At 58.7% G+C, this 13,264-nt stretch carries 12 protein-coding genes; 4 read left to right on the top strand and 8 right to left on the bottom strand.

Annotated elements, in window-relative coordinates; genetic code table 11:
- Window positions 1-14: 14 nt before the first annotated feature.
- Genes FIU92_RS04925 through FIU92_RS04915 form a run of 3 tightly spaced genes read right to left on the bottom strand, consistent with a single transcriptional unit; the run spans window position 15 to window position 1,922 of the window.
- Complete coding sequence (locus tag FIU92_RS04925; RefSeq protein WP_152457498.1) at window positions 15-323, bottom strand: BMC domain-containing protein; 309 nt, start codon at window positions 321-323, stop codon at window positions 15-17.
- Between the two features lie 40 nt (window positions 324-363).
- The gene (locus FIU92_RS04920; RefSeq protein ID WP_152457497.1) at window positions 364-630 is read right to left on the bottom strand and encodes a EutN/CcmL family microcompartment protein; all 267 of its coding nucleotides are present in this window, start codon (window positions 628-630) and stop codon (window positions 364-366) included.
- Window positions 630-1,922 (bottom strand): glutamine synthetase family protein, encoded by a 1,293-nt coding sequence (locus FIU92_RS04915; RefSeq protein ID WP_152457496.1) that lies wholly within the window; start codon window positions 1,920-1,922, stop codon window positions 630-632. Before FIU92_RS04915 ends, FIU92_RS04920 begins: the two co-directional genes overlap by 1 nt.
- Window positions 1,923-2,013: 91 nt before the next feature.
- Between FIU92_RS04915 and FIU92_RS04910 the strand changes: the two genes are divergently transcribed.
- Entirely contained in the window at window positions 2,014-3,153 is a 1,140-nt protein-coding gene (locus tag FIU92_RS04910; protein ID WP_152457495.1) for an FAD-dependent oxidoreductase, read from the top strand.
- Here FIU92_RS04910 and FIU92_RS04905 read toward each other — a convergent pair.
- From FIU92_RS04905 to FIU92_RS04885, 5 genes are all read right to left on the bottom strand, one after another.
- The gene (locus tag FIU92_RS04905; RefSeq protein ID WP_152457494.1) at window positions 3,150-3,500 is read right to left on the bottom strand and encodes a DUF1127 domain-containing protein; all 351 of its coding nucleotides are present in this window, start codon (window positions 3,498-3,500) and stop codon (window positions 3,150-3,152) included. The two genes, FIU92_RS04910 and FIU92_RS04905, sit on opposite strands and share 4 nt — an antisense overlap.
- Before the next feature lie 87 nt (window positions 3,501-3,587).
- Window positions 3,588-4,283, bottom strand: coding sequence for a type 1 glutamine amidotransferase (locus FIU92_RS04900; protein ID WP_172978470.1), 696 nt, complete (start codon window positions 4,281-4,283; stop codon window positions 3,588-3,590).
- Window positions 4,280-5,704: an FMN-binding glutamate synthase family protein gene (locus FIU92_RS04895; RefSeq protein ID WP_152457492.1), complete on the bottom strand. Its 1,425-nt coding sequence runs from the start codon at window positions 5,702-5,704 to the stop codon at window positions 4,280-4,282. The genes FIU92_RS04900 and FIU92_RS04895 overlap by 4 nt, the downstream gene beginning before the upstream one ends.
- Window positions 5,689-6,402, bottom strand: a complete 714-nt coding sequence (locus FIU92_RS04890; protein WP_152457491.1) for a glutamate synthase — start codon at window positions 6,400-6,402, stop codon at window positions 5,689-5,691. Before FIU92_RS04890 ends, FIU92_RS04895 begins: the two co-directional genes overlap by 16 nt.
- Window positions 6,399-7,343, bottom strand: coding sequence for a glutamine amidotransferase (locus FIU92_RS04885; RefSeq protein WP_152457490.1), 945 nt, complete (start codon window positions 7,341-7,343; stop codon window positions 6,399-6,401). The genes FIU92_RS04890 and FIU92_RS04885 overlap by 4 nt, the downstream gene beginning before the upstream one ends.
- A 128-nt stretch (window positions 7,344-7,471) precedes the next feature.
- Here FIU92_RS04885 and FIU92_RS04880 point away from each other — a divergent pair, with 128 nt between their 5' ends.
- From FIU92_RS04880 to FIU92_RS04870, 3 genes are all read left to right on the top strand, one after another.
- Window positions 7,472-8,143, top strand: a complete 672-nt coding sequence (locus tag FIU92_RS04880; protein WP_152457489.1) for a GntR family transcriptional regulator — start codon at window positions 7,472-7,474, stop codon at window positions 8,141-8,143.
- Between the two features lie 254 nt (window positions 8,144-8,397).
- Window positions 8,398-8,790, top strand: coding sequence for a hypothetical protein (locus FIU92_RS04875; RefSeq protein ID WP_152457488.1), 393 nt, complete (start codon window positions 8,398-8,400; stop codon window positions 8,788-8,790).
- 39 nt (window positions 8,791-8,829) lie between these two features.
- A complete protein-coding gene (locus tag FIU92_RS04870) occupies window positions 8,830-13,119 on the top strand; it encodes a thiopeptide-type bacteriocin biosynthesis protein (protein WP_172978469.1) in 4,290 nt (1,429 codons plus the stop codon).
- Window positions 13,120-13,264 lie beyond the last annotated feature (145 nt).

Genomic DNA, 13,264 nt, shown 5'->3' with positions numbered 1-13,264 from the left:
CTCAAAGGGGTTGATCAGGCCGACGACCCGGCACCCAGCCCGTCGATGATTGCCTCAAGCTCGTCATGCGGCCGCGCGATCACGTGAACCGAGACCACCTCGCCCACCTTGTTGGCCGCTGTCGCGCCTGCATCGGTGGCGGCTTTGACCGCGCCGACCTCGCCGCGGACAAGGGTCGTCACCAGCCCGCCGCCAGCTTTGGTCTGACCCACGATGGCAACGTTGGCTGCCTTGACCATCGCATCCGCGGCTTCAATCGCGCCGACCAGGCCGCGTGTTTCGATCATGCCCAGGGCCATCTGCCCCGCCACTGGTTTCGCCATTTTCTGTTCCTCCAAAAATAGATGTTTCGCGTAGTGTGATTCAGGTCGTCGAGACGCGGTCGATCACCGCGATGATGGCCATGTCCACGGGGGCCGTGGACAGCCCGGCCGCCATGCGGGCGGCAGACCCGCTGACAACCAGCACCGTATCCCCGACCCCAGCGCCGCAGGTATCGACCGCAACCCGCGCGGGATCGATCAGGCTGCCCTTGCTGTCGACCAGATCCGTCACCAGCAGCTTTGCTCCGACCAGCCTGGCATCCTTGGCAGTTGCCGTGACAGTTCCAGCGACCTTGCCCAAGTGCATCAGAACGCCCTCAGGTAGCGGTCCAGCTCGACCTGTGTGACCTGTTGATTGAAGAATTCCAGCTCTCGCTCGGCCTGTTGCAGGACCAGTTCCCACTGCATTTCGCCCATGACATCGCGCAGCCATTCCGATCCGCGCGCCAGATCGATGGCGGTTGGCAAATCGGTTGGAATTGGGTCTCCGATCCCTTCCTCGTACCCGTTGCCTGTCGTCGGCTCCGAAGGGGACAGCCCCTGTTCGATCCCGTCAAGCCCGGCGGCAATCTCGGCCGCAAGCAACAGATACGGGTTGGCGTCTGCACCGGCATCGCGCTTTTCCACCCGCACGGCACTGTCCGAGCCTTCGATGACACGGATACCAACCGTCCGGTTGTCATAGCCCCAGCTCGCGTTGATCGGGCAGAACGTATAGGGCTGGCGACGGCGATATCCGTTGACCGTGCCGCTGCCGCAAATCGCCGTCTCGCACATGCGCTTTTGCAAGCCTGCGATGAAGGATTTTCCGGTGTCGTTGATCTTGCCGTTGTCGGCAAAGGCGTTTTTGCCGTCTTTCCACAGCGAGTAATGCGTATGAAACCCGTTGCCCGATTGATCAAAAAACGGCTTGGGCATGAAAGTCGCCAGATAGTCGTGCGCGATCCCCAACTGGCGGATCAGGGATTTGAACAGAACGACACGATCCGCAGCTGCCAAGGCTTCACCATAGCGAATGTTGACCTCGATCTGGCCGGCCGCATATTCCGGGTTCGACTGTTCGATGGGAATGCCACATTCGTTGATCTGCTGACGGATCGGGCCAACGATGTGTTCCATCCGGGCGGCGCGGCCCAGGCCATAGACCTGGATGCCCGTGTCGCGCGGCTGGCCGGTTTCCGGGTCCAGCAGATAGAATTCCAGTTCCGTGCCGACATTCACCTCGAACCCCATGTCGCGGGCCCGGTCCACCTGCCGCAACAAAGCTTGACGCGGATCGATCGGCACCGGTTTGTGATCCATGCCCTCAGCACGGCCAAAACAGACGGCCACGCCCGGTTCCCACGGGACAGCGACAGGCTTTGTCATCGGAAAGACATGCATGTCGGGATAGCCGTTGTCGAAATTGACGTAAGGCGTATCCCAGACGTCGCAGGTCATATCGATCGCCAGCAGCGCAATCGACAGAGCATTGCCGCTTTTGCAGACATGATCCCAATGGCTGGCCGGAATGCGCTTGCCACGCATGATGCCGTTGAGATCCCCGACACCAAGAATGACGGTATGTGTGCCCTCGGGCAGATCAAACCCCGAACTCATTTGCGCGTGCTCCCTGTTTTTAGCTTTATAATTGCTGTATTCTGTATACAGTATTCACAAAGCCAGTCAGGAAACAAGGAAAATCTGCGCCATGTCCAAAAGCTCGGTCATCGTTGTCGGAGGCGGCATAGTCGGCGTCATGACAGCGCTTACACTGCAACGGCGCGGCGAGGCCGTGACATTGATCGACAGGTGGGAGCCGGGACATTCCCGTGCATCTTCAACAGATTACAACCGAGTGATTCGCGCCATATCCGGGCGGGACGAGTTCTATACACGCTGGGCGCGCGAAAGCCGCCTGCGCTGGCTGGAGCTGCAAGCCGAAAGCGGCCAGAACCTGATGTATGAATGCGGCGCCTTGATTCTGGCGACGGCGGGACATTGCGACTGGGAAGACGCAACCGCACAAACTTTCGACCGGGTCGGGGTGCCCTATTACAAATTCGGTCGGTCGGATATCGAATCGCGGTTCCCTCAGTTCAAGGTCACCGACATCGAATATGCGCTGTTCGAACCCGAAGCCGGAATGCTGATGGCGCATCGATGCGTTCTGACCGGTTTGGATCTGTTCCGAAAGGCAGGAGGCAAAGTACAACGTGGTCGCGTCACCACGGATGGATCGGAACGTCCGATGCTTGACGGCAAACCGCTCGAGGCTGATCTGATCATCATGGCGACCGGCCCATGGATGGCCGACATGTTTCCCAGAACGATAAAGCTGATCTCGACCGTGGTTGGCGTCAATGTCCTCTACACTTCGACACCCGACGGGTCGGAGGATTTCGACATGAGCCGGATGCCCTGTTGGATCGATCACGGGCAAGGGTCATTTGGTCTGCCCTCGTCCGAAGGATCCGGCGTGAAGGCGGCGGTCGTCATCCCGGACAAGATCGATCTGGACAATGATGAACGGCTGATCCGCCAGGAAACGCTGGGCCGCACACGCAGCTATATCCGCCACCGGCTTCCGGGTTTGGAGGGGCAACGTGTTGTGGATTCCAAGTTCAACCAGATCATTCTGACCCCGGATACACATTTCATTGTCGACTGGCACCCTGAGCATGAAAACGTGCTGTTCGCGGGCGGATGCTCTGGCCATTTGTTCAAACACGCCCCGGTGTTTGCAGAATTTGCAGCAGGCGTTGGGCTGAAGGATTTTGGAACCGCGGACCGGTTCAAGATCAGCGGCCGCAGAAAGCTGAGCCCGAAGGAAAGCCCCAGCGGACGCTAACCATCCAGGAGGGCGCGATAAATTCCAGCATTCGGGCATTTGCCCTGGGGAAGACGCGCGCCCGCCCGAATTGCGTCACGGCAGGTTTCGGCCTGAAGGCAGTGCCCGCATTTTTCCGCCAGTTCCAATCCCAGCTCGGGGTGCGCGTTCAGGTCTGCCTCGGTCAGTCCGAATTGTCCGGCCATGGCGAGTATACGCTCTCGTGCCTGTGGTGCACCCGATCGCAACATGGCCAGATCCGCGCGGGACAAGCCGAGGTCCGAAAGCTCTCGGTCACTCAGGTTTTCATCCCGAGGTGTACTGACAATCCGTGCTATTTTCTGAAAGAAATCTGTGTATCCCGACATCTCACGGCCTCCTCCACCATGTTATGGATACAGTATACACAGCGTTTCAAAGCCGGAATTGATCAGGATCAAGCGGGTTTTCAGGTCTTACGGCCGACCGCAGGCCTTGCGAAACAAGTCAACCGTCTGCGCGGCGGCCAGATCCTTCGGCACATGTGCCATTTCAATCGAGGCCAGCCCCTCATCCGCCTCTTGCGGTGCAAGGAACACGTCGCGCCCGCGCACGAACAATTCACGCAGATGGCTTGCCCGGTATTCGGGGTGGAATTGCACGGAACGGGCCGGGAAATCATAATCCAAGGCCCCTACCGGGCAGTGATCCGCCGACCCTGTCACCCGCGCCGAAGGCGGAACCTGCGTGACCTGATCCTGATGCCAGACAAAGGCATCAACGCTGCTCCCGCCATAGTCAAAGCCTCGCGCGCCGACGACATTGCCGATCTCGGCCTTCTCGGCTTTGCCGCCATAGACATCCGCCATGATCTGATGACCAAAGCAGATGCCAAAGACCGGCTTGGCATGGTCCCGGCACAACTCCAGGAAATCGCGAAGGGGCCGCATCCACTCCGTGTCATCATAGACGCCGAATTCGGACCCTCCGACGACAACCCCATCAAAATCCCCGAGCTGAGGCAATGCCTCGCCGTCGACCACATCCACCGTGGAAAATCGGGCTTCGGGCAGATGTGGTTCAAGCCATGCGCGGATCTGCTGGGCCGTACGCGGCAGCCCCTCAAGCAGCGGCAATGGATGAAGGGTCAACTCAAGAAGCGCGATCCTCACCAGTCGAAGGCCCGGTCGATGCCCGCCATCTTGACGCCGGTAAAGGCCGAGGCCTGAAAGCTGAGCGCGCGCAGATCTTCGGTTTCCAGATTGTGCACCGAAGATTTGCCGCAGGCCTTGGCAAGCGCCGTGATCTCCATTGTCATCGCGGTCAGATACCGCGCGACGCGCTCTGCACCTGCATGCGGGTTCATTCGCGCCTCAAGGTCAGGATCCTGCGTTGCGATCCCAACCGGGCAACGGCCCGTATGGCAGTGATGACACGCCCCCGGCGATGTTCCCAGCGCCTGGTAATCGTCCAGATATCTGGGAGTATTGCATCCCAGCGCGACCATCGCGGCATTCCCGATCATGACAGCATCCGCCCCAAGCGCCAGACACTTGGCCGCGTCCACACCTGATCGAATACCCCCCGCGGCGACAAGCGAGACCTTGCCGCTCATCCCGCACTCATCCAACGCTTCGCGTGCCGCGCGTATGGCACTCATGGTCGGTATGCCCGTGTGATTCAGCAGCAACTCGGGTGACGCACCGGTGCCGCCCTCGGCCCCGTCCACCACGACCACATCCGCGCCCGCCTTTGCAGCCACGGCCACGTCGAACCGCGGCCGCGTGGCCCCCATCTTGATGAAGATCGGCACCTGATAGTTCGTGGCGATGCGCAATTCCTCGATTTTGACGGCCAGATCGTCAGCCCCAAGGAAATCAGGATGCCGGATAGTGGATCGCTGATCGACCCCTTCGGGCAAAGTTCGCATTTCGCTGACCCGCGGGCTGACCTTCATACCCAGCAACAGACCGCCGGTGCCCGGTTTGGCCCCCTGCCCGACCACCAGTTCAAGCGCATCGGCGCGGCGCAGGTGATCCAGATCGACCCCATAGCGGGCGGGCGACATCTGGTAGAGCAGGCGTTGGGAGGCTTCGCGCTCCTCTTCCAGCATGCCGCCTTCGCCGGTGCAGGTCATGGTGCCCACCTTCGAGGCACCATAACCAAGCGACGCCTTGGCCGAGGCCGAGAGCGCGCCGAAAGACATCGATGCGATATAGATCGGGATTTTCAGTTCCAGTGGCCGTTCCACCAATCCGCGCCCGCCGCCCAGAACCGTCGTCGTATCGCAGCTTTCGCGGTATCCTTCCAGCGGCAGGCGGGTCATCGTCGCCGGGACAAATGTCAGATCGTCGAATGTCGGCAACTGCTTGTTGAACGTGTTGTAGCCACGCACCTGATACCGCCCAAGCTGCGCCAAAGCGTGAACTTCCGATATCGCTTCGGGCGTCCAGCGGGTTGATCCCCCTTCATCATAAGACGAAGGCACACCAGCCGGTCGCCCATCGACCGCGCCTGCGTCGCGGAACCGTATTTCTTCCTCTGACGCGACTTCGAACGGGTAGTCATAAGGTTTACTCAGATCATGAGCCATGCGCTTGCGTCCCTGCTTTCAAAATACCAAAGGCGCTGGCCAGAGACCATTTTGCGCCAGTTACGAGAGCTGTCGACAAGCCCCAGAGGGTCTAGGATCGCATCGACCTCGGCCACCTCTTCGGCAGTGGGTTCGATCACCGAGACGTCCACACCCAGACTGTCGACTTCGCCTGCGACCCAAACCTCGCCTTGCCACAACGCGTCCGCACAGGATTCACCCGCACCGCCCAGCGCAATGATGCGGCCCGCATGCGCCATGAAACCGGATTGGTATCCGATCTTGCCCTCGACCACGATGTTGCCGCCCTTCATGGCAACACCGACACGCGGCCCGGCATCACCTTTGACATGAATGGTGCCGCCAATCATCGCCGCCCCGCAGGACATGCCCGCATAGCCACCGACAGTGATGTGACCCTTGGCCATCCCTTCGCCCACGGCCCACCCGCAATTGCGTTCGATGGAGATGTTGGCGCCAGTGTTCAGTCCACCGCAATAGTATCCCACCGAACCTTCGAAAGTGATGTCCACATTATCCGGAAGGCCCACGCCCAGATTGTGTCGCGACAGCGTATCGACAACCCGGATCGGCCGTCCAGATGCGCAGGCTGCCATGATATCCCGGTTCACCTCACGAATGTGCCGCTTGCCGACTTCGATGACGATTTCATCCATCTGTCTTGCTACCTCGCTCATGCTGCCAGGCTCCGGTTGCCGACACCCCAGATGCCGGTCAGCGATGGGCCATCATAGTTGATAACGTCGCATTCCTCGGCCATCACGCGACGAACAGCCTGTTCTTCGGTCGCGGCGGCCAGATCCCCATTGCGATTGACCACCACCAGCGGCTTCATCGCGAACCGATCCTTGGCAAATCCAATCCCGTCCGGCGTTGCGATCATGTAGGTGAATACCCCGTCGATAGAGGTAATCGACTTTTTCAGCGCCTGTTCCATCGTCAGGCCCGCTTTCATCTGGTCACTGACCCAGACCGCAATCAACTCGCTGTCATTCTCGGTAAGAAAGCGATAGCCCTTTCGGCTCAACTTGTCGCGCCAAGTGAAATAGTCGGTGATCTGGCCGTTATGCACGATCGCCACATCCGAAAATGGCCGCGCCCAGAACGGGTGTGAAGCGTTGGGCAGAACCGAGCTTTCCGTCGCAAGCCGCGCGTGGCCAAGACCATGGGTGCCGATCATGTCGCGCACGCCATGCTTATCGGCAACCGCTTCGGCCCCGCCGATATCCTTGATGATCTCAAGACTACGGCCGCAGGACTGCACTTCGAACCGGTCCGTCAGCTCATCTGCATCCCGCACCCAGGCCTGCAAATCAGTCGGGTCCGAGATTTCCGCGCGAAAGCAATAGTGCCGGTTCTCATCGGTTACGATCTTCGGATCGGACAGAAAGCCAGAGCTGTGATCCTTCAACACCGCCTCAAACGCATTCAGGTCAGCATCCTGCCGGGATTTGTCAAATCCCATCCCTCGTAAAACATATCCGGTGTCTCGTGGCGGCCCATAAACTGCAAACCCGGTGCTGTCTGCGCCACGGTGTTCCTGCGCATCCATCAGGTCTACCAGGTCCGCCCCGACCTGCCCGGGTGCGGTAAGAATCCTTCCAGCGATTCCACACATGAAGAGCTCCCTGTTAAACTGCGTCTGTATACTGTATACAGTACACGGACAATAGCAAGCCCATTCGCCTTGGCACCAGATGCTTTTTTGAATACAGAATTCACAAAACACGGAAAGAGAGGCTCTGAGTGGCTCTGAAACAGATAAAAACACAGCGCAGACGACTGGCGGACGAGGTTTATGATCAGTTGGTCGAAGCCATAATGAGCCGCGAAATCTCTGCAGAAGATCGATTGGTTCAGGAAAAGCTGGCAGCGGAACTGAACATCAGCCGAACCCCGGTTCGCGAAGCCCTAATGCGGCTGGAAACCGAAGGGGTTCTGGAAGTCGCCGCAAGCGGTGGTTTCCGGCTGGCACGCATGGATCAAGCCGAAGTCCGGCAACTGTATCAGGCCCGCGCCGCAATCGAAGGTCAGGCCGCCCGGATTCTTGCGGCCCACGCAGACCCCGCAGTTCTGGAGGGTTTGCGCGAGCTGATTCGTCGTGAGGAAAATCTGACCAACCCCACGACGCGCGATTATTTCATTGCCAATCGGCGCATTCACCGCGCCTTCATGGTTGAAGCGGGAAACAAATTCCTACTGGACATGTTCGACATGATCTGGGGCAAGGCCATGGCCTTTCACCTGTTTTCCGCCATCGAAAATGTCGACATTTCACAGTCTCTGGGTGATCATCAGGCGCTTGTCGACGCGATTGAAACCGGAGACGTGACAGAAGCACTGGAAACCTTTACCGCCCATATTCAGGCCGGGTTCGATTTGCAGATCGAGGGGCTGAAAGAAGCGGACAACGGCTGACGCACAGAACCGTCGGCAAGGCGGACCGCGCCGGTTCGCCTGCCTGAAACCGGCTCATGCATCGCGGGCAATGCCATCAAGGTATCCGCGCGCTGTTCTGACGGCTCCATGACAAAACGGTCATTTTCGTATATTATTGAAATCTCTCATTACAAAGACGCTCCGATTCCATCGGAGTTGATATTTGAACGACACGTTTTTCCACAGGCGGTCTCAAGTCGACTATTCGACCACCTCAGATTCCGGAGAGAGAAATGAGTGCTGACGAAAACGACAATCGCAAAGAACACGATTATACCGAAAGCGAAAAGACAGATCCGGAATGCCGGTCTGTCGATGACAGGCTGACCGCGATCGAGCAGCGCCTCGACCAGTTGATGCGCGTCATGGAACCAGGCCCGGAAGACAGGCTGGAAACCGTCGAACATCGCGTGGACGCGCTTTTGACATCCATCGAATCCCTGGGCGAGCTGGGTAATCATTCTTCTGATTTCAATCCCACGTCCACCGGTCCTGCCTTCGGCTTCGTTGACGCCGGCAGCGTCGGCGCTCCGACGCGCCGCACGTTCAGTTGGGCCAAGAATTGCTGCAAGAATTGGTGCAGCATCCGTGCCAGCAGCAAAGGGTGCCATCCAAACGCCTGCTGAATGACAAATCCCGTTTGGCGGGGAAAATTGTTTTGTTCCATGTCTATTTCGACAACGCGGATTGATGCGGCAATACAGTCCATTGCAGGGTCGATTGCTGCGGCCCCGATCAGAACTGATGCAATCGGACTGGGAAGCGCCGTCGCCGGAGAGGCGCTGGCATTGCTGGCGGCAGACAAGTTTCTGAAGGATGATCGCGTGCGATCCGCCGCGTCAGGTCGCCTTGCGACCATCTGGGCTTGCGACCGAGACCTGCGCGGAGCCCCTGTTTCTCTGTTCGATGGCCGCGCCGGCCTTGGGTTGCTGGCCTGTCATGCTCTGGACGCCAATCCACACGATCCCGAAGCGCAACTGGCGCTTGACCGTGCCCTGCGTTCGGTTGCGCAACGCCTTCTCGAAGCCCCCTGGATGGGGCACTTCGATCACGTGTCCGGTCTTGCGGGTATATCCGTATTTCTGTGCGAACCGAAATCCCGGACGGCCCGTCTTGGGGGAAAGTCGCTGTGCCTGCGTTTGGCGGCGGAGCTTTGGAGGCACTCGGCACGCACAGAACGGGGGCTTGCGTGGACAGAACCTTTTTCCTCTCCGGAAGACGAGACCGGCCCCCGGAAAACAACGCGGCACCTCGTCAACATGGGGCTGGCGCATGGTTCTCCCGGCGCCGTTCTGGCTCTGGCCCGCCTGGGTCGGCGGCACGCGTTCACGCCGCGACACATCGAAGACCTCAAAGACGCGGTCCTGTTTCTCCTTTCGCACCGGGGCGCATTTTCAGACAGCGGCCTGTCATCCTGCTTTCCCTGCATGTCAGCGCTCAGTCATGCCTGGGAGGTACCGTCACGTCTTGCATGGTGTTATGGCGACCTTGGCATCATATACACCGCGCTCGCGGCGGCGAGGCTGGTGGGGATGGAGGACGAAATACGCGATGTCGCATCGCGGGTTCTGGTATCCTGCGTCGACAGACCTTTTCGTGAGACGGGTATCAATGATGGCGGGCTTTGCCATGGCGATGCCGGAATTGTCGTGATGGCCCTTGCCATTCGATCGCTTTTTCCCAAAGCAGACGTCGATCCTCTGATCGAAAAGCACGCCGAACGGCTTTTGTCCCTCGTTGAACGGGAATTGAGCCCGGACGGGCTCCCCGCGATCGGCGCAGGCTGGAAGACGTTTCAATCGACAGATCTTTTGACCGGGTCGAGCGGCGTTTTGTTGGCACTGATTGCCCTACGGGACGCGGGTTACCTCGGATATCTGAAGTTCATGGGGCTGGATGTTGAACAGAATGTCCACTGCCCGTCCCATACGGAACCGCACAGCTCTCGTCCGTTCCTCGGAATTCGTGTTTGTACGCGTTCACCGCAGCACGATCTTGGTGGAGTCACAAAAAGCACCCGAAAAAAGGATCTGGAAAAGCGTGCTTCAGATTTAATTCGCGATCCGGCCTTTGCCTTGTCGCTGTTCATTGCACGACCCGGTTTCTTTTCGAAGGTCATGCGGGAACTCGAGAAAGGCGAAGACCTCTCCCCCACAGTCCTCGGCACATTGTATCGGTTTGTTTACAGAATGTGTTTTCGCCCGACGCCGTTCGGCGCATTCGCGGCAGTGGGCACGGCAATACCTGTTGCAGGCAAGGACATCGTCACCGTGGCAGACCACCATCTGGATATGGATCTGGACTGTGGGTTTTTGTCTCATATTGCCGCCGGACTCGCCGAAACGCAAAGCACGAGGGTGCGATGCAATCCATCGGCCTGGTGGGAACAGGACGTTCTGCACTGGATAACCAACGGTGATCTCGACGGGCCCTGGAACCACGAACAGATCATTGCAGCGGCGGATTCCGATCTGGCAGAGTTCATCTTTGATGTCGATTCCGTCCCGATTTCCGATCTGGAAACGGCCCTCAAAGACCGCCCTTTCAAATCTGCCGTGACAATCTCGGATCTCTGTCGGTCCGAGGCTCTGATTCCACAGAAAGACCCAATACTTCTGGGGCATGACGCAACCGCCAGAACCCTGAAGCGGCTGGAAAGAGATATGACCGCCCGTCAAAAGAGAGGCTTGGCGGCGCTCGGGCATGCTCTTGATGCCGCGCGTGAAATCCCTTCGATGATCGCGTTAAAGCAACTGGGGCGAACAGCTGACTCTTTCGCCCCGGGTTGGAGAGGTGATTTTCTGCATGTCGATGCGCATTGCGTCGGCACGTTGGAAACTCCACTGCGCGCGGTGCAGGCACTGACCGACGCATGGAACATTTTGGAAAAGATCGGCTTTCGCGTGCCAAAGCCAAACCGTTTTCTGGAATTTGAACGGCGTTTCCTTGACCGTTACGGTGACCGCGCCGTATTGCTGGGTCAGGCCGTGGATGCCGAAAGCGGGCTTGCATATCTCGGCATGCCGCTGCGAATGGATTTCGTTACAGGTACGGAGTCGTCAAGTGACGCCCCCAGGCAAAACCTTCAGGAATTTCCTCTGGAACCCGATTGGGACGCGCGCAAGTGGGTGCTTTGCGCGCAGGATATCGAGATCCTGCATGCCCGCAACACGGATCAGGCCCCTTTCGCCATCCAGGACGGCGTTCTTCTGAGCAAGGTAGGACGCAGCTCCGGGCACAACCCCGTCTGGACGGCCTATCCCGAAGGAATTTTTCCGGGCGGGCCCAAGGCGATTTTCGGCCGTTTCTCAAGGCGAAATCAGTTGATCGCAGACGCGTTGATGCAACACAGCCCCAAGCGTGAAGAGGATTCGACAATTGTCGAAGCAGACATCCTGTGCGCCACGGACCCCCGGTCATCAAACATCCTCAGACGCGCCAGCCTTTCCCGGTATGTCATCGAGATCCTCGGCGACAGCGGGTTGCCGTCCGAACAGAGGATTCCGCTTCACGATCTGTGGATTCGTCACGATGGCAGTCGGTTCCGGCTGTTCTGGGGCAGCCAAGGCGTCGAGGTCATTCCACAGCTGCATGCTGCCCACCAAAGCCCTCCCGGGGCGCCGGCTGTCTATCTTCTGCTCATCGACATCGCCACGCACATGCGGCAACCGTCTGTGATCTGGTCGTGGCAATCGCAAAGCAATCGGAACCGGCTGCCCAGGGTCTGTGCTGGAAATGTGGTCCTTGCGCCGCAACGGTGGCGGCTTTGTATCCCGACAGAGGTGATTAGATCAGGCAAAGCGGAATTCTGGCTGGAAGCAAACCGACAAAAACTGGAATTGCCGCGATATGTGGCCCCTACGGATGAGGCCAGCGACATGGCCACGCCATGGGATCTGGACAACCCCTTTTCCACTGCCAACCTGATCAAGACGTTGAAAAAAGGGCCGCTTTCGATCTGCGAGTACCTTCCGGCGCCCGAGGATTGGTGGATCGACTCGCCGCATGGTCGATTGGCCTCTGAACTGGTTTATGCCCCAGCAAAGCCCGTTTATACGTCCTTTGTCGATTACGATGCCAACCCGACCGCATGGCAACCGCTGGGGCACGGCACTGATGAGGCCGGATCATGGTTGTATCTGCGGCTTTTCGGGGATGCCATAAAGCTGGAACAGTTCCTGAAACTGCAATCGAACAGGTTGACGCTTTGGCAGAAACGCACCCTGATCGAGAACTGGTTCTTCGTAAGATATGCAGACCCGGAGCTTGAACTGCGCCTCCGCATCAAGTTTTCAAACGATCAGGACAGAGTTCTGAAGAACCGGGTGCTTGTTCACTTGCAGAAAACGGCCGGTGGATTGGTGGACAGGTTTCTTGTTGACGAATACCTGCCTGAAACGGCGCGCTACGGCGGAGAACTTGGGCTCGGCGCCTGCGAGAGGATATTCGGCGCCGACTCGATCGCTGCGCTTAACGTGCTCGACGATCCGAAGATCGGCCGATCCAGACGTTGGATGGCGTCAGCCGCCAGTATCGATGCCCTGTTCGAAGATTTGGAACTGCCCACAGGTGTTCGGCTGGCGATCTCCGAGCGCTGTTCACAAAACTACGGGGGCGGCCCGGCGTCGCGCCGGATTGCGCGTCGTGCTACTGGAAAGGAATGGAAAAGTGCATGCGTTGTTCTGAGTGAACTCGGTGTAGGCAAAGGCATTCATTCGCGGCCATCGCGCTGGAACGCACGTGCGGCCAGGCTTTATCCGGATATTGGACTCCTTCAGCGAGAAGAACAGGATGGCCGGTTGGGAAACAGCTTGGCCGACGTTCTGGGAAGCCTCGCTCATATGTCCATCAACCGGATCCTTCACTGGGGAACCGCCGCGGAAGAGGCAGTCATCCACGAGGCGCTGTGTCGACATTATCGAACCAAATTGAACCACGGGTGGAAATCGCCCTAGGCGGCATACTCATGGCAGCGGATTGGAACCTGAACCCTCCGTCCGAAGCATGAGCTGTCCACACATACCCCCTGCCCCTGAATGAAGCTCCGGCGCATGGGGCAAGGCAACGTGGATCACTGCGCTTTTGACCGGCAGCGGGACA

The sequence above is a fragment of the Ruegeria sp. THAF33 genome (assembly GCF_009363615.1).
Taxonomy (GTDB): Bacteria; Pseudomonadota; Alphaproteobacteria; order Rhodobacterales; family Rhodobacteraceae; genus Ruegeria.
The sequence above is the reverse complement of the archived record's forward strand: the minus strand, read 5'-3'. Positions and strand labels throughout refer to the sequence as shown.

Excerpts from the sequence above, each read along its gene's own strand:
- FIU92_RS04925 (WP_152457498.1), bottom strand. The coding sequence starts at position 323 with ATGGCGAAACCAGTGGCGGGGCAGATGGCCCTGGGCATGATCGAAACA.
- FIU92_RS04920 (WP_152457497.1), bottom strand. The coding sequence starts at position 630 with ATGCACTTGGGCAAGGTCGCTGGAACTGTCACGGCAACTGCCAAGGAT.
- FIU92_RS04915 (WP_152457496.1), bottom strand. The coding sequence starts at position 1,922 with ATGAGTTCGGGGTTTGATCTGCCCGAGGGCACACATACCGTCATTCTT.
- FIU92_RS04910 (WP_152457495.1), top strand. The coding sequence starts at position 2,014 with ATGTCCAAAAGCTCGGTCATCGTTGTCGGAGGCGGCATAGTCGGCGTC.
- FIU92_RS04905 (WP_152457494.1), bottom strand. The coding sequence starts at position 3,500 with ATGTCGGGATACACAGATTTCTTTCAGAAAATAGCACGGATTGTCAGT.
- FIU92_RS04895 (WP_152457492.1), bottom strand. The coding sequence starts at position 5,704 with ATGGCTCATGATCTGAGTAAACCTTATGACTACCCGTTCGAAGTCGCG.
- FIU92_RS04890 (WP_152457491.1), bottom strand. The coding sequence starts at position 6,402 with ATGAGCGAGGTAGCAAGACAGATGGATGAAATCGTCATCGAAGTCGGC.
- FIU92_RS04885 (WP_152457490.1), bottom strand. The coding sequence starts at position 7,343 with ATGTGTGGAATCGCTGGAAGGATTCTTACCGCACCCGGGCAGGTCGGG.
- FIU92_RS04875 (WP_152457488.1), top strand. The coding sequence starts at position 8,398 with ATGAGTGCTGACGAAAACGACAATCGCAAAGAACACGATTATACCGAA.
- FIU92_RS04870 (WP_172978469.1), top strand. The coding sequence starts at position 8,830 with ATGTCTATTTCGACAACGCGGATTGATGCGGCAATACAGTCCATTGCA.